15 protein-coding genes are annotated in these 15576 nt (G+C 56.5%); 2 read left to right on the top strand and 13 right to left on the bottom strand.

All coding sequences use genetic code 11. The annotated features are described in order from the left end of the window. Window positions 1-33: 33 nt before the first annotated feature. The 12 genes from recO to mtaB form a co-directional block, all read right to left on the bottom strand. Window positions 34-678 carry a DNA repair protein RecO gene (gene recO, locus ACK8P7_RS04040; RefSeq protein WP_410042945.1) on the bottom strand — a complete coding sequence of 215 codons (645 nt, stop codon included), beginning with the start codon at window positions 676-678 and terminating at the stop codon, window positions 34-36. A gap of 5 nt (window positions 679-683) precedes the next feature. Continuing rightward, entirely contained in the window at window positions 684-1580 is an 897-nt protein-coding gene (gene era / locus ACK8P7_RS04035) for a GTPase Era (RefSeq protein ID WP_410042944.1), read from the bottom strand. Beyond that, complete coding sequence (locus ACK8P7_RS04030) at window positions 1577-4543, bottom strand: insulinase family protein (protein WP_410042943.1); 2967 nt, start codon at window positions 4541-4543, stop codon at window positions 1577-1579. The genes era and ACK8P7_RS04030 overlap by 4 nt, the downstream gene beginning before the upstream one ends. Before the next feature lie 16 nt (window positions 4544-4559). After that, window positions 4560-5417: a YdcF family protein gene (locus tag ACK8P7_RS04025; RefSeq protein ID WP_410042942.1), complete on the bottom strand. Its 858-nt coding sequence runs from the start codon at window positions 5415-5417 to the stop codon at window positions 4560-4562. A 5-nt stretch (window positions 5418-5422) separates the two neighbouring features. Then, entirely contained in the window at window positions 5423-6673 is a 1251-nt protein-coding gene (locus ACK8P7_RS04020; RefSeq protein ID WP_410042967.1) for a peptidase U32 family protein, read from the bottom strand. Between the two features lie 84 nt (window positions 6674-6757). Continuing rightward, entirely contained in the window at window positions 6758-7387 is a 630-nt protein-coding gene (locus tag ACK8P7_RS04015; RefSeq protein ID WP_410042941.1) for an O-methyltransferase, read from the bottom strand. 17 nt (window positions 7388-7404) lie between these two features. Beyond that, complete coding sequence (locus ACK8P7_RS04010) at window positions 7405-7953, bottom strand: endolytic transglycosylase MltG (RefSeq protein ID WP_410042940.1); 549 nt, start codon at window positions 7951-7953, stop codon at window positions 7405-7407. A gap of 3 nt (window positions 7954-7956) precedes the next feature. After that, on the bottom strand, window positions 7957-9627 hold the full coding sequence (locus tag ACK8P7_RS04005) for a ribonuclease J (RefSeq protein ID WP_410042966.1): 1671 nt from the start codon (window positions 9625-9627) through the stop codon (window positions 7957-7959). A 391-nt stretch (window positions 9628-10018) separates the two neighbouring features. After that, on the bottom strand, window positions 10019-10285 hold the full coding sequence (locus tag ACK8P7_RS04000; RefSeq protein ID WP_410042939.1) for a DUF1292 domain-containing protein: 267 nt from the start codon (window positions 10283-10285) through the stop codon (window positions 10019-10021). A 79-nt stretch (window positions 10286-10364) separates the two neighbouring features. Continuing rightward, on the bottom strand, window positions 10365-10778 hold the full coding sequence (ruvX, locus tag ACK8P7_RS03995; protein ID WP_410042938.1) for a Holliday junction resolvase RuvX: 414 nt from the start codon (window positions 10776-10778) through the stop codon (window positions 10365-10367). Window positions 10779-10923: 145 nt separating this feature from the next. Then, complete coding sequence (locus ACK8P7_RS03990; RefSeq protein ID WP_410042937.1) at window positions 10924-11187, bottom strand: IreB family regulatory phosphoprotein; 264 nt, start codon at window positions 11185-11187, stop codon at window positions 10924-10926. A gap of 41 nt (window positions 11188-11228) precedes the next feature. After that, window positions 11229-12731 (bottom strand): tRNA (N(6)-L-threonylcarbamoyladenosine(37)-C(2))-methylthiotransferase MtaB, encoded by a 1503-nt coding sequence (gene mtaB / locus ACK8P7_RS03985; protein ID WP_410042936.1) that lies wholly within the window; start codon window positions 12729-12731, stop codon window positions 11229-11231. A 101-nt stretch (window positions 12732-12832) separates the two neighbouring features. On the opposite strand from mtaB, the gene ACK8P7_RS03980 reads away from it, so the two are divergent. Further along, a complete protein-coding gene (locus ACK8P7_RS03980) occupies window positions 12833-13075 on the top strand; it encodes an HPr family phosphocarrier protein (RefSeq protein WP_410042935.1) in 243 nt (80 codons plus the stop codon). Window positions 13076-13210: 135 nt separating this feature from the next. Beyond that, window positions 13211-14404: a tRNA uracil 4-sulfurtransferase ThiI gene (thiI, locus tag ACK8P7_RS03975; RefSeq protein WP_410042934.1), complete on the top strand. Its 1194-nt coding sequence runs from the start codon at window positions 13211-13213 to the stop codon at window positions 14402-14404. A 101-nt stretch (window positions 14405-14505) separates the two neighbouring features. Here the strand turns inward: thiI and prmA are convergent, their stop codons facing one another. After that, a complete protein-coding gene (prmA, locus tag ACK8P7_RS03970; RefSeq protein WP_410042933.1) occupies window positions 14506-15570 on the bottom strand; it encodes a 50S ribosomal protein L11 methyltransferase in 1065 nt (354 codons plus the stop codon). Window positions 15571-15576: the final 6 nt, after the last annotated feature.

Here is a 15576-nt window from a genome sequence, read left to right as displayed (position 1 = left end):
CCTGTTTTTGCGCCCGTACAAACAGACGTCGCGTCACAGTGCTTTCAGGATATCGAGCGAGCGGAAGTGGTACGGCAACGCGTCGCGGAGCACGAGATCCACGTTCTGCGAAAACTCGATGAGTACGCCCGGGGTCAGCGTGAAGGTGTAGAGCTTCGTGAGCGGCGACTCCAGTACATACTGCCAGGCATAGCAGCAGGCGTCGGAGGCCTCGAGTGGCGGAAGCTCTGTGTACTCGCCATTTAAAAGGAGCACCCGAAGCTCGTAGATACGCCGTACCAGCTCGTTCGGGATACTCTCCTTCAGAATCGCCCGGAGCGACAGGTAGATGAGATTCACCAGCTCCTCCGCCGGAAGATTCTCCTGGGCGACGAGCTCCGCCAGCTCCAGCAGATACGAACCGTAGCAGGCGTTGACGAGATCCAGCGCGATGTCCTCGAAATACTCGTTCACCTTCACCGAGCGGAGATTATAGCCGGCCCTTCCCTTCGTCACGCTGAACGCACCGAAGACGAAATTCCGTGTCGCCGCCATGAGCGGGGAACCCGGCTTCTTCGCGCCCGACGCCCAGACGGTGATCTTTCCCTGCTCCTTCGTGAGAACACAGAGCCGCTTATCAAAATCACGGGACGAGGCCGAGTTCAGCACCAGCCCGTGAAAAACAAGTTCCTCCTGCATGGCGCTCAGGTCTCGTCCTTAAAGCCGTAGTTCTTCAGGAAGGTATCCGAATCACGCCAGTCCTTTCGTACCTTGACGAAAAGCTGGAGATTCACCTTATCCTCCGTCATACGCTCGATCTGGATACGGGCACCGGTACCGATGCGCTTCAGCATCGCGCCGCCCTTTCCGATGATGATACCCTTATGCGCATCCCGCTCGCAGACGATGGTCGCCTTGATGTCCCAGATGCCGGTCTTCCGCTGGTGCATCTCGTCGATCAGCACCGCGATGCCATGTGGCACCTCATCCTTCAGCTTCCGAAGCGCCTGCTCACGGATCAGCTCACCCGCGATCTCACGCATCGTCTGGTCGGTCACGGTATCCTCATCATAGTAACGAGGCCCTTCCGGAAGGTACTGAAAAATCACCTTTTTCAGTTCGTCAATGTTTCGGGCACGCGCGGCAGAGACCGGAACGATCTCTGTGAACTCCATAAGGTCACGATACTTCTCGATGGCCGCCGTCAGCTCGACCGCCGGATCCTTCAGGGTATCGATCTTATTGATCACGAGGATCTTCGGCTTGTCGTACTTCTTCATCACCTCCGCGATGTGCTGCTCACCGGCGCCGATATAGGTGGTCGGCTCCACGAGCCAGACGATAACATCGACGTCCTCGAGGGTTTTCTCCGCCACATGGTCCATGTACTCGCCGAGCTTATTGGCCGCCTTGTGAATACCCGGCGTGTCGAGAAAGATGATCTGGCCGCGTTCGTCGTCATAGACCGTCTGGATACGGCCACGGGTCGTCTGTGGCTTCTCCGAGGTGATGGCGATCTTCTGGCCGATCACGTGATTCATCAAGGTTGATTTTCCTACATTCGGGCGCCCCACGAGCGCCACAAAGCCTGTCTTGATCATTTAAAAAGCTCCTCTGTTGTCAGGAAGAGATCCTGATGGGCATCGATTTCTGTTCCACTGCCGATGGTGCAGCCGGCACCGGTCGCCAGCACCGCCTCCACATAGTCCGAAAGTGCGCGGATATCCTCTACCGTCGTCGCGAGCACCTGGTCGCGCTCTCGCTGCAGTGCCTCGTTCGACACATGGGAGAGGAAGGCGCTGACGCTGAGGGCGGCAACATTGGCGTTCGTACGCGGCGTATCCAGCTCACTGATGGCGCCGATGATGTACTTCGTCATATCCCGCTCGCTTGCGCTGAAGCTCCGGATATACGCCGGAAGCGCCTCATAGCAGGCCAGGGTCTCCTGAATATGCGGATCCCGGTAGGAGCAGAGATAGCCCTCACCGGAGCGGCCGAAGCCGGCCATGCAGCCATAGGCGCCGCCCTTCACACGGAGATTGAGCCAGAGATAGTCGTAGTTCAGAATCATCTTCAGTACGCGCAGGGCACCGGTATACGGATGCTTCGTCGGATCGTACCAGCCGGCCCTGGCGACATAATTTACCTGGGACGGGGTTCGGAAGCCCTCGTTCCGGCTGCCGTGGAGGATGAGCTGCGGCTTTTCTTCATCGGCTTCTGTATGGGTACCGGCGATATAGTCCGCATCCAGTACCTCGCGGAGCAGCTCCTTCTCGCGAAGATCACGGCGGTAGTTTTCCTTCCATGTCGGATAGATCTGCTCGAACGCCGCGATGCCCTGTGGCTCCGCCGTTATCGACACAAACATGTTCTCAAGGCGGAACAGCTTATCCGCGATCTCCCAGAGCTTCCGGCCGAGGGTCGTCGGATCCGCATGGAAGGCATCCGCGACGCGGTTGATGAAGTGGTAGTAGCTGATGCCGCCCACGAGATCCTGGTATCGTCCGGTGCCGGAGAAGCAGGCGCTTGCACGGTTCACGGCATAGCTGTGGCCGGCGCCCTCGATCTTCATCCGCTCCCGGGAGCGGGCCTCCGCGAGGATCTCCGCCATCCGCTTCGTATCCTCGAACTTCGTCGTATGCAGGATCTCACGGATCAGTGCGAGGACACGGTCCAGGTGCTCGTAGAGCAGCTTCACCTCCACACTGAAGATGCCGGTATAGTGATTATAGTGATCGAGGTCCGGATACGCGTTCATATCGAAGTTCATGCCGCCGGTATGCAGCAGAACATCCGAGGACAGGTCCTGGAAGCTATGCTGCTTCGTATCCATATACGCGAGCACGGTCTTCAGGAAACCAGCGTACGGCAGCTCCTCCTCGGTGAGGCACTGCGTATTGAAATTCAAGCGGAGATACATCACGCCGCGGGTATCCCGACTCGTCTCGAGCAGCAGAGTATCCTCCACCCGCTTCTCCTCCCAGTGATAGCGCTCGGCCTGCTTTCCGATATCAGAGATGCTGAGCAGCGGAAGCTTCCGGAGGTTTTCGTCGGAGGTCGGTTCCTCCTGATAAGCCTTCAGCGCCTTCGTCTGGTCAATGCAGGCGATCCGCTCCGCCTGTGTCATCCCTTTTTTCATCGTCGCCAGCTTCTTCGCGAGCGCCTGCTCCCGTTTCTCGGTGAGCCCGCGCTCCGGCTTACAGATCACGAGGGCTGCATGCGGATTGTCCAGCAGACACTCTGCGATCAGCTTCTCGAAGTAGCCATGCTTCGCGTCCTCGCGGAGCTCCTGATAGCACTGCGTACAGAAGAGATACTCCCATGGTTCCCGGCCATAGAGCCAGGTATCCATCGCAGTCAGTGCATAGACGAGGCCCTTCGGTGAACGTCCGTAGTCCGCCTCACGGTACTGGAACTCATCATGATTGATGGCGGCGAGGATCGCCTGCTGGTCGAGGCCCTCCTTCACCAGCTTCCGGAGGGTCGTGTCGATGATGGAGAGGAAGCGCTTCTTATCCTTCGCATCCGCGCCCTTCGCACAGACAGAAAAATACGGCTGGCGGATACCATCCTCGAAGCCGCCGAAGATATCATCTCCGATACCGGCCTCGACGAGGGCCTGCTTGAGCGGCGCACCCGGTGAGGAAAGCAGCACATAGTCCAGGATATCGAGGGCGAGGTTCCGCTTATTATCGAGTGCATCCACCACGACGTTCCAGGCGAGGTAGGTATTTTTTGTGAGCGACTCATGCGCTCCGACGGAATACGCGATTTCCTCCTCATGGAGCTCGGTAAACGCCGGCTGCAGCGGGATATCGGAATCCGGATCGATCGCATCGAACTCCGAGAGGTAGGCCTCATCGAGCCACGCGAGCTTCTTCTCCATATCCATATCGCCGTACAGGATGATGTAGGCATTGGACGGATGATAGTAGCGCGCATGGAACGCGCGGAACTGGTCGAAGCTAAGCTCCGGGATCACCGCCGGATCACCGCCGGACTCGTTCGCGTAGCAGGTATCCGGGAAGAGGGCGTTCATGATGTAGCGCTCGAGCACCGACTCCGGGTTCGAGAAGACACCCTTCATCTCGTTGTAGACGACGCCGTTATAGCGAAGCGCATCCTGCTCGTCCATCATCTCATAGTGCCAGCCCTCCTGCTGGAGGATACGCGGATCCTCGACGCAGTTCGGATGGAACACCGCGTCGAGGTAGACATCCATCAGATGCTCGAAGTCCTTCTCGTTGCGGGAGGCAACCGGATACACGGTCTTATCCGGATACGTCATAGCGTTCAGGAAGGTGTTGAGGGAGCCCTTTGCAAGCTCCACAAACGGATCCTTCAGCGGAAACTTCGCAGATCCGCACAGCACGGAGTGCTCCGTGATGTGGGCCACGCCGGTGCTGTCCTCCGCCGGGGTGCGAAAGGCGATACTGAAGACCTTATTGTCATCCGTGTTCTTCATGGTAAAGATGCGGGCACCGCTCTTCGTATGACGGTAGATGCACGCATCGGTCGAAAGTTCATCGATCCTTCTGGTCTCGATCAGCTCATAATTCTTCATTCAGCTTCCTCTTTTTCTATATATTTCCGATCAGACGATCCTTGAAGACCGCGATGGCTTCCCGAACGCTCAGGTGAACGAGCATCAGTTCACTCGTCTCGGTCGCCATCGGACAGGCATCCGGATAGCCGAAGCGCGCCGCGATGCGGCAGGCCCGGAAGAGATTAAACTCGGAGGTGATGATCCCGAGGGTGATCGGCTTTTCCTCCCCCAGGATGACCCCGATTTCCTCCCCGTCTGTACCGCGCAGCGGCACCATAAGTCCCGGGTGCGTCTTCGCTCTTTCCCGGAGACGGGCCTCCTGATCCTGCTGTATCGTTCGAAGCGAGAAGCCGATCTTCTCCTGCGTGGAGTGGGAGTAGAACTCGAGCAGAAGACGGTTCTCCGGGATGCCGGCCTTGATCATGTAGTAGTACATGACCGTCGCTTCGGTGCTTCGATCATAATCGCTCCGGCCGCCGGACAGCACGAAGATGGTGTCCGGATTTTCCTTCGCATACGCGACGGCACAGTCCAGACGCTTCTTCAGTGACGGTGAGATCCGGTTATCGACGAGATCTGCCCCCATCACGATCACATAGTCGAGGTTCTTCTGCTCGACCGTATGTGCATTAAAGAAGATCGTGCCGAGAAGCGCGAGCAGCACCAGCATCCAGAGACCATAGCTCGTAAAGATGAACACGAAGGGGCCTGGATGGATCCGCTTCTTCTCCCGCTGTTTTCTGCGGACATAGCGTACCAGTGCAAACATAAGGAACTGGACCGCTGCAAAAAGCGGCCAGAACCATAGAAAGCTGGTCAGTCCATGAATCATGATGATCGCGATCACATACAGCAGGGACGCGACCCCCAGAACGATGAAAATTCCTTCCATACGCGTTAGTCAAGCGCCTGCTTCTCAGCGCTTTCCTTTCTGATGATATCGCCGGCCTCCGGAGCTGTACTGAAGCGCACCTTCAGCTGCTGACAGGCATGCGAGCAGGATGTCTGTTCGACATCGGTCGCCGCATCCCGGATCTCCAGCACCGTGATCGGCAGATCCCGGCCATCCGGCTTCATGATCTCGAGCTGCTCTCCCACGGAGAACTTGTTCTTCTGCTCGAGGTAGCTCCAGCCCTCTGCATCGCTCTCACGGATCGTGCCGAGGTAGATGGAACCCGTCACATAGGTGTTGCTGTCATAGATATGATCATCCTGCGTCGGACGTCCATAGTAGAAGCCCGTCGTAAACTCACGGTAGGTACACTTCGCGATTTCCTGCTTGTACCACTCCATGTTGGCGCGGTACTTTTCTTCGCTCTCCTTATAATCATCGATGGCCTTGCGATAGGTCCGTGCGACCGTCGCAACATAGAGCGCGGTCTTCATACGGCCCTCGATCTTCAGTGAATCGATGCCGGCCTCGATCAGCTCTGGAATATGCTCGATCATGCAGAGATCCTTCGAGTTAAAGATATAGGTGCCACGCTCGTTCTCAACCACCGGAAAATACTCACCCGGACGGGTCTCCTCGACGAGACTGTACTTCCAGCGACACGGATGTGTGCAGGCACCCCGGTTCGCATCGCGACCGGTCAGGAAATTACTCAACATGCAGCGCCCGGAATAGGACATGCACATCGCACCATGCACGAAGGCCTCGATGTCCATCTCCTCCGGAATATGACGACGCAGCTCCCGGATCTCGTTCAGGCTCAATTCACGTGCACAGACGACCCGCTTCGCGCCGAGCTGCCACCAGAAGAGGAAGGTCTGCCAGTTCGTGTTGTTCGCCTGGGTCGAGATATGCAGCTCGATGGACGCCGGAAGGACCTCCTTCGCGATCATAAACACACCCGGGTCCGCGATCAGCACCGCATCGATGCAGGTCTCCGCCAGCTCCTGGAAGTAGGTACGCACACCATCGAGGTCGTAATTATGGGCGAAGATGTTCGCGGTGACGAAAACCTTCACCTGATGTGCATGTGCGTAGGCGACACCCTCGCGGATCTCCTCCAGTGTAAAGTTTTTTGCATTGGCCCGAAGACCGAAGGCCTCACCGCCTAAGTAAACGGCATTCGCCCCATAGTTCACGGCGGTCTTTAATACGTCCAGCGAACCTGCCGGAATCAAAAGCTCTGTTTCTTTCAGCATATGCTCTCTCCATCTATCTGACATCATCTACTCGATGTGCATCCATCTGACACTCATCGATGCGACGTTTATCTATGTGTTTTATTTTCGAACACTGATCGACACGCCATCGCCGACCGGCAGGATCGCGGTTTCCAGTGCCTCTTCATGCTTCAGGCGGAAGAGATACTCCCGCATGCGGGTATGGATGGTGCGGTCCCTCCGCTCCACCTGGTAACGGCTCTCGATGATGCTGCCGTCCTGCAGGATATTGTCGCTGACGAGCACGCTGCCCGGCGACATCAGTCGGAGGATGTCCGGCAGCCAGACGATATACTGCGCCTTCGCCGCATCCATAAAAATAAAATCGAAGTGCTGCCCCTCCTCAACCAGGCGTCGGAGCAGTGCACCCGCATCCCCCGGAACCAGCGTGATGCGATCCCGGTACGGGCTGCGCGCGAAGTTCCATGTCGCCGCTTCGATTCTCGGTGGATAGCTCTCCACCGTCAGCAGCTCCGCCTGCCCGTCGCAGGCCTCTTCCATGCAGAGGGCGGAGTAGCCGACCGCCGCACCGATCTCCAGAATCCGCTTCGGTCGAAGCATCCTCATGAAACACTTAAGAAGCGCTGCCGTTTCATCCCGGATAATCGGGATTTCCGCTGCGAGCGCTTCTGCTCTGATGGTTTCAAGAAGCTCACTACGATCCGGTTCCAGTGAATGAATATAATTCACAAGCCGTTCATCCGTAATCAAGGGTTCTTTTCCTCACTATCTGCTGTTGTCATGGCACGGGCCGCATCCTGCTGGATGAGGTTTTCGTCCTCCGTACCGCCGATGATTTCCGTACCGTCCGCACCGGTCTCTTCCGCTGCCGCTGTACTTTCCTGTGCTGCCAGCAGATTCTTATCCGCCAGCTCCTTGTTCTTCGTGCCCTCCTGACTCAGGTGCTCGATGATGTCGACCACCGTCATCGACGGGCTCAGTGTATAGCTTCCAGGTTCGATCTCGAGTTCATAGAGATGCGCCTGCAGCACGAAGGCCTGACGATTATCGATCAGCCCGGCCTCCTCAAGGTCTTTCGCAAGCCGGTCCAAGCTCTCGCCATCGGTGATGACGAACGCCTGCTCCGGTGCACCGGCACCAGCCAGGGCATGCTCATAGAACAGTCCGTGACCATAGCTGTACGCCACCCTGATCCCCTGCAGCAGCAGGAAAATGATGGCTGCAATCAGAATAACGCGCCAGGCCATGCCGGTGATGAAGCCGGCTGTCCTGGACACGGAATCGTTTCGGCGCATGCCTTAAACCTCCATAATGATCGGAAGGATCACCGGATCACGCTTGATCTTCTTCCAGAGAAAGTCAGACAGCGAATCCTTGATGATATTTTTAATCTTGCCCCAGTCGTTCACGTGGCGTACGAGGCAGTCATCGACCGCATCCTGCACCTGTACGCGTGCCTCCTCCATGAGGTCCTCGGACTCCCGTACATAGACGAAGCCACGCGACACGAGGTCCGGACCAGCCAGCAGGTGACCTGAATACTTCTCGAGCGTCAGTACGACGACGATGATACCGTTCTGCGCCAGGTTCTGACGATCGCGGATGACGATGTTTCCGACATCGCCGACACCGAGACCATCGACGAAGACGCCACCGGCCTGGACATGATCCTTGATCAGTGCCTCCGACTTTCCGCTTCGTGTCGTGAGCTCCAGTACGTCACCGTTCTCGATCATGAGACAGTGGTCACGCTCGACACCGACCGAGGCGGCGAGACGTGATGCGGTATCCCGCATATGATACTCGCCGTGGATCGGAATCGCGAACTCCGGCTTGACGAGCGAGTACAGGAGCTTGAGGTCCTCGCCGCAGGCATGGCCGGATACGTGGGTATCCTGCAGGATGACCTGTGCATGAAGCATACTCAGCTCGTTGATGACCTTATCCACCGCGAGCTCGTTACCAGGAATTGGGTGAGATGAAAGCACGACAACATCGTTCGGCTTGATATGAATCTTCCGGTGCATACCGCTCGCCATACGGCTCAGTGCCGCCATGGACTCACCCTGAGATCCAGTCGTGATCAGTACGGTCTGCTCATCCGGATAGCTCTTCAGCTCATCGATGCTGATGAGGGTACCCTCTGGGATATCGATATAGTGAAGCTCGGACGCTACGGTGATGACATTCACCATGGAACGACCCTCCACCACGACCTTCCGCTTATACTTCGCGGCGGTATTGATGATCTGCTGTACACGATCGACGTTCGACGCAAAGGTCGCCACGATGATACGGTTCTGCTGGTGCTCGGCAAAGATACGCTCGAAGGTACCCCCGACGGTGCGCTCCGACATCGTAGATCCCGGCTTCTCCGCATTCGTCGAATCAGACATCATCGCCAGGACGCCTTCCTTACCGAGCTCAGCGAAGCGCTGCAGATCGATCGGATCACCGAAGACCGGTGTATAGTCGACCTTGAAGTCGCCGGTGTGAACGATGGTACCGGCCGGTGTGAAGATCGCGAGCGCGGCTGCATCCTGGATGGAGTGATTCGTCTTGATGAACTCCACCTTGATATCGCCGAAGTCGACGATATCACCGAAGGCCTGTACGTTCAGCTTCACCAGGCGGTCGAGTCCGCGCTCACGCAGCTTTCCCTCGATGAGTGCAAGCGTCAGCCGTGTTCCATACACAGGCACATTGATCTGCTGCAGAACATATGGCAGCGCACCGATGTGGTCCTCATGTCCGTGGGTGATGACGAAGCCCTTGATCTTCGACATGTGGCTCTTCAGATAGGAGATGTCCGGGATGACCAGGTCGATCCCCAGCATATCGTTGGATGGAAAAGCCAGCCCGCAGTCCACGATGATGATGCTGTCATCACTCTCAAACGCGGTAATGTTCATGCCGATCTGATCGAGTCCGCCGAGCGGAATGATCTTAATACTGCCGTTCTTCTTCATCTGTACTTCATCTGACTTCTTTCTTCTGCTGCTGCGGTGGCTTCGGCTGGCGCTCTTCTGCTGTTCCGGTACCTCCACGACTGCACCGGCTGCAGATGCCGCTGCACTCACCATATTCTCATGTGTCTCGGCTTTTCGTGTGCTTCGTCTCCGTGTGGAGCTTCGCTTCGCTGCAGGTGCCTCTTCCTTCACCGCACTGTCCGCTGCCGCACTCTGCAGAGCAGCCGTGCTCTCGGTGTCCTGCGTGCTCTCTCTGCCCTTCGTGGATGGGCGCCTCCGTCTGCGGTGGGTCGGACGCTTCGCCGCCTCACCGGTAGGAAGCTCTGCATGATTTACTTCTTTTACTTTTTTTACTTCTTTTACTTCTGCTGCCTTCTCTCCGGCAGTGTGTTCATGATTTCTCAATCGTTATACCTTCTCCTTCTAGGAGCGCAGAAAAGATCTGCATCAATGCTTCGGATTCCTGATCATCTACAAACTCGTAGTCTGCCTCTGCATCCTCCGGGCCGGAAACGTCCTTCATGACGTAGCACTCGCCGTCCTCACCCTCCGGTGCATCCGTAACCAGAATATAATTCACGCCCTGGACGGTCGTCTCCTCCAGGATCTCAAGTTCCAGATTTCCATCTTCTGATGTCAGTCGGATAGTATTTTCCATGTCCGCTCCTTTGTCATGTTCATGGCCGCACCCGCGCGGAAGCCCGGCATGCGACGTCGATGTTTATCCTTGAAGGGTCTCAGCCCCTCAGATACTGTTCCAGGATGAGCTGTGCGGCGACCTGATCGATCACCTTCTTCTGCTCACTCCGCGGGATACCACTCTGATCGAGGATTTCCTCTGCCTCCATCGTGGTGAGGCGCTCATCGGTAAACTCGATCGGAACCGCCACACGTAGCTTCAGCTTCTCTGCGAAGTCTCTCGTTTTCGCTGCGCGATCCCCCTCGGTATCATCCATATTAAGAGGCAGTCCCATCACGATTTTCTTGATCTGGTACTGCTCGACGATTTCTGCAATTTCAGACAGGGTCTGCCGAAGCTTCGACTCCCGGTCCCGCTGGATGGTCTTATACGGCTGTACCGTCATGCCGAGCGCGTCGGTCATCGCGACGCCGACGGTCTTCGAGCCGTAATCGAGTCCCAGTATTCTCATAAATGCTTATCCTATCCGTATGTTCTGAGTGGATGCCGTCCCGCGCAGGTCCCTTCACGGGATTCCTGCGCCAGAATGCCGGTCTCCTCTTTTCATTACCCAAAAAGAGTCTGTCCCACAGGACAGACTCTTCATCATCAACACATTACCTGCTCAGCTTCGCGTCCACGTACGTCTTCATCAGCTCTTCGATGATCTCGTCGCGTTCCACCTTCATAATCAGGCTTCTCGCCCCCTTATGGCTGGTAATGTACGTCGGATCTCCCGACATAATGTATCCAACGATCTGATTAATCGGATTATAGCCTTTTTCCGTGAGTGCCTCATAGACACGGGCCAGAACCTCTGTCACATCCAGATCGCACTCCTGCATCGGTCGGATAATCTGTGTACTGCCTAAATCATTCATTTTGTCACGTCCTCTTAATAACTCAATTAATTTTATAACATTTATAAAACCAATGCAAGTACACATCCTCCACAGATTTCCTGTCCACATACCTGCATTATTTGGCCGATTTTACAAGCTCCCTCTGCCGCATCCGAAAGAGGAATCAGATAGCGCACATAGCACCGGTTATAGCCACGAAGATACGGGCGCCCCTCGATCTCGACGATTTCCTCCGGAATCACGTCCTCGTTCCGGCCGAGAAAGCGGCGGCGGAAGGCCTCGGACTGCTGCGCGTCAAGCTTCATCAGTCGTTCGGAGCGCTCGGACTTCACACGATCCGTAAGCTGCGCCGGCATGCGGTCGGCCGCCGTTCCCTGCCGCCGGCTGTACTTGAAAACATGCAGCTCGTAGAAGCCGATCTCCTCGACGAAGCGACAGGAATCCTCGAAATCCGCTTCACTCTCCCCCGGAAAGCCGACGATGACATCCGTTGTGATCGCCATCTCGGGCCAGGCTGCACGAAGAAGCGCGACCGAGTGACGGAAGGCTGCCGTATCATAGTGCCGGTTCATCGCTGCCAGGATGCGGTCTGAACCACTCTGGAGCGAAAGGTGGAAGTGCGGGCATAGCTCCGGAATCGCCCGCAGCTCCTCGACGAACGACTCCGTGATGATACGCGGCTCGAGGCTGCCGAGACGAACCCGCGCGATGCCCGGTACTGCCGCCACCGCACGGATCAGTGCGAGGAGATGCGTCGACGGAATCTCATGGTTCATCGCATATTCATAGTTCGCATGATCGAAATCGAGGCCGTAGGAAGAGAGGTGGATGCCGGTCAGCACGACCTCGTGATAGCCGCGACGGGCGAAATCTGCGACCTCCTTCACCGTGTCCTCGATGGAACGCGAGCGGATGCGTCCGCGCACGTATGGGATGATGCAGTAGGCACAGAACTGATTGCAGCCATCCTGCACCTTGATGAAGACCCGTCCCTGATCGGCGATCTCACCGGCCCGGAGCTTCGCGTACGGCTGTGGCTCTGCGATATCCGACACGAAGCAGGCAGCGTTTGATCGGTCCGCCTGCGCCTGATCGATCACTGCAGTCCGGTCGGCGGCAGCGTCCACGGACGAAGCGGCGGGCACACGGACCTCCGGATCGGTATATACGTGCCGCTCGTCTGCATCAGCGCCGGAAGCACGGAGGGACGCTGGAAGCCTGTCCGGGTGGGTCGTCCAGTACGCCTCGAGAATCGACAGCAGACGGCCCTTCTCCTGATTACCGACGAGGATATCCACCGCGGTATCCATCTGAAGCTCCGCGGCGCGCGCCTGTACATAGCAGCCGGCTGCGATTACGACGGCCGCCGGATTCATGCTCCGGGCCTTATGAATCATCTGCCGCGACTTCCGGTCGGCGATGTTTGTGACGGAGCAGGTATTGATGATATAGATGTCGGCTGCGGCGCTCTCCCAGGGCACGATCCGTATGCCGGCGCGGCGGAGCTCCTCGAGCATCGCGTCCGCTTCATAGGCATTGACCTTGCAACCCAGATTATGCATGGCAGCAGTTAATTTAAAGTATTCCATTCTATTGACTTTTGATAAGCGTTTTCCTAGAATTAATCTGTATTATGAATAATATTTTTAAGGAGGACTAAATCGTGAAAACCGTTCGTATCTCGCTTAATTCTATCGATAAAGTAAAGTCTTTTGTCAATGAGCTCGTGAAGTTCACTGATGTTGACTTCGACCTCGTATCAGGCCGCTATGTAATCGATGCCAAGTCCATCATGGGTATCTTCTCCCTGGACCTCAGCAAGCCGATCGATCTGAACATTCACGCGGACGCAGGTCGCATGGATGAGATCGTCAATGCGCTGACACCTTATATCATCGCGCAGTAATCGTATCATTAAGCTGATAAATTAACAAGTATCATGATGAGTGCGCGCTGTTCGGTGCGTACTCATTTTTTGTCTGGCGGGCACGGTGCGGATAGCATCGGCGGCTCGCTTCATCCCTGTACAGAAAGAGGTTTTATGCAGTATCAGAGCTTTCTCATCAAGTATGCGGAGATCGGCACGAAGGGGAAGAATCGTTATATCTTCGAGGATGCCCTCGTGCATGACATCCGGAAGAAGCTAGAGCGCGTCGAGGGTGAGTTCCGTGTCACCCGTGAGCGCGGACGTATCTATGTAACGGCGAAGTCGGAGAACTATGACTACGAAGAGACCGTGGATGCACTTCAGCACGTTTTCGGTATCGTCGGCATCTGCCCGATGATCCAGATGGAGAACACACATGACTATCGTGCGATCAGTGATCAGGTGCTTACGTATTTCGGCGAGGTCTACGGTGATCGTACGCTGACCTTCAAGTGCCGCACGACCCGTGCCGACAAGGAGTTCCCGATGAGCTCCACGGAAATCGACGCTGAGCTCGGCTACGATATCCTGACGAAGTACCCGAACACCACCGTCGATGTACATCATCCGGATGTGCTGCTTCGCGTCGAGATCCGTCAGTATGTCAACATTTTCTCCGAGGTGCTTCCGGGCGCCGGCGGTATGCCGCTCGGTACAAACGGCAAGGCGATGCTCTGCCTCTCCGGCGGTATCGACAGCCCGGTGGCCGGCTACATGATTTCACGTCGTGGTGCCGTACTCGAGGCGACCTACTTCCATGCACCGCCATACACCTCCGAGCGTGCGAAACAGAAGGTCGTGGATCTGGCCAATGAAGTCGCCCGCTACACAGGACCGATCGCGCTGCATGTCGTCAACTTCACGGATATCCAGCTGAAGATCTACGAGGAGTGCCCGCACGAGGAGCTGACGATCATCATGCGTCGTTATATGATGCGTATCGCCGAGGCCATCGCCGAGAAGCGAAACTGTATCGCACTCATCACCGGTGAATCCATCGGTCAGGTTGCGAGCCAGACCATGCAGTCCCTCGTCTGCACCAACGAGGTCTGCCATCTTCCGGTCTACCGTCCGGTCATCGCCTTCGATAAGCAGGAGATCATCGACATCGCCCAGAAGATCGGCACGTATGAAACCTCCATCGAGCCGTTTGAGGACTGCTGCACCATCTTCGTCGCGAAGCATCCGGTCACGAAGCCGGTACCGGAGAAGATCCGCGCTTCCGAGCAGATCGTGTATGACGCGATGATCCCGATGGTTGAAAAGGCTGTAAACGAAGCCGAGCTCATCTGGTGTAACGGCAAGTAAGAAACATATCCGTATCTTCATCGAATCACCATTCAGATACGGTCAGAAAAAGGCGTCCCGCAGAGAACGGGGCGCCTTTTTGATGTGTTTTTCTGATGTGATCACTTACGGCGTGCGGTCACATTGACCCACTCGCCCTGGTGGTTGACTTCCAGTACCTCCCAGATGTCCTCATGCTGGCGGAAAGCCTCGAGGACCTCTGCCTCACGCTGGTCGAGGATACCGGAGGTGATGAAGAGGCCACCCTTCTTAAGAAGCGGTCCCACCTCAGCAGTCAGCAGTACGATGACCGGTGCCAGGATGTTCGCCACCACGATGTCGTACTTTCCGAGACCCATCCGGGTCTTGATATCCTCATCGCCGATCACATTGGCCACCACCATATCGAAGCAGCTCTCCGGGAGCTCGTTCGCCTGCAGATTATCGCGCACCGCCGGCACAGCTTCCTCATCGAGGTCCGTTCCGTAGACATGGCCGGCGCCGAGCTTCAGCGCGGTGATGCCGAGGATACCGGAGCCTGTACCGATATCCGCGATTTCATCACCTGCCTGCATGTACTTCTGCAGCTGGCGGATGCAGAGCTGGGTAGTCTCATGCATGCCGGTGCCGAAGGCGGTACCCGGATCGATCGCGATGACGAGCTTATCCCGATCCTCCTCCGGAACGGCTTCCCAGGTCGGCTTGATCAGGAGATCCCCGACGGTAAACGGGTGGAAGAAGGTCTTCCAGTTATTGATCCAGTCCTTATCCTCTGTGTCGGAGGTATCGATCGTGCCGAGGCCGATATCGACATACTGCTTCATCTCATCGAGGGTTTCCTGCACCTCCTGAAGCAGCTTCTTCAGCTCCTGCGGAGTATAGACGTTTGAGGTGTTCGGCATGTAGCTGGCGTCGACCGCTGGATCCTCCATCATCTTCTGTACCTTCGTGAGCCGGTCCTGCTTCTGCTCCGGATCCAGCACCTCGACATAGAAGCTTACCTCCGCTGTGCCGTCATCCGGTCCGATCTCCGGCAGGATATCGATAAACATCCCCTTCGTATCCTCCTCGGACAGCGGGATGCGATCCTCGATCTGTACGCCGTCAATGCCGAGCTCCGCCAGGTTTGCACTGAGGATATCCTCCGCCTCGGTCGTCGTATGAATCGTAAATTTTCTCCAGATCATCTTCTA

Source organism: Oribacterium sp. P9, from assembly GCF_046365365.1.
Lineage (GTDB): Bacteria > Bacillota > Clostridia > Lachnospirales > Lachnospiraceae > Oribacterium.
This window is presented reverse-complemented; position numbering and strand designations above follow the sequence as displayed.

Coding starts and splice junctions, on each gene's coding strand:
- ACK8P7_RS03990 (WP_410042937.1), bottom strand. CDS start 11,187: ATGAATGATTTAGGCAGTACACAGATTATCCGACCGATGCAGGAGTGC.
- prmA (WP_410042933.1), bottom strand. CDS start 15,570: ATGATCTGGAGAAAATTTACGATTCATACGACGACCGAGGCGGAGGAT.
- ruvX (WP_410042938.1), bottom strand. CDS start 10,778: ATGAGAATACTGGGACTCGATTACGGCTCGAAGACCGTCGGCGTCGCG.
- recO (WP_410042945.1), bottom strand. CDS start 678: ATGCAGGAGGAACTTGTTTTTCACGGGCTGGTGCTGAACTCGGCCTCG.
- ACK8P7_RS04025 (WP_410042942.1), bottom strand. CDS start 5,417: ATGGAAGGAATTTTCATCGTTCTGGGGGTCGCGTCCCTGCTGTATGTG.
- ACK8P7_RS04005 (WP_410042966.1), bottom strand. CDS start 9,627: ATGAAGAAGAACGGCAGTATTAAGATCATTCCGCTCGGCGGACTCGAT.
- era (WP_410042944.1), bottom strand. CDS start 1,580: ATGATCAAGACAGGCTTTGTGGCGCTCGTGGGGCGCCCGAATGTAGGA.
- mtaB (WP_410042936.1), bottom strand. CDS start 12,731: ATGCATAATCTGGGTTGCAAGGTCAATGCCTATGAAGCGGACGCGATG.
- ACK8P7_RS04000 (WP_410042939.1), bottom strand. CDS start 10,285: ATGGAAAATACTATCCGACTGACATCAGAAGATGGAAATCTGGAACTT.
- ACK8P7_RS04010 (WP_410042940.1), bottom strand. CDS start 7,953: ATGCGCCGAAACGATTCCGTGTCCAGGACAGCCGGCTTCATCACCGGC.
- ACK8P7_RS04030 (WP_410042943.1), bottom strand. CDS start 4,543: ATGAAGAATTATGAGCTGATCGAGACCAGAAGGATCGATGAACTTTCG.
- thiI (WP_410042934.1), top strand. CDS start 13,211: ATGCAGTATCAGAGCTTTCTCATCAAGTATGCGGAGATCGGCACGAAG.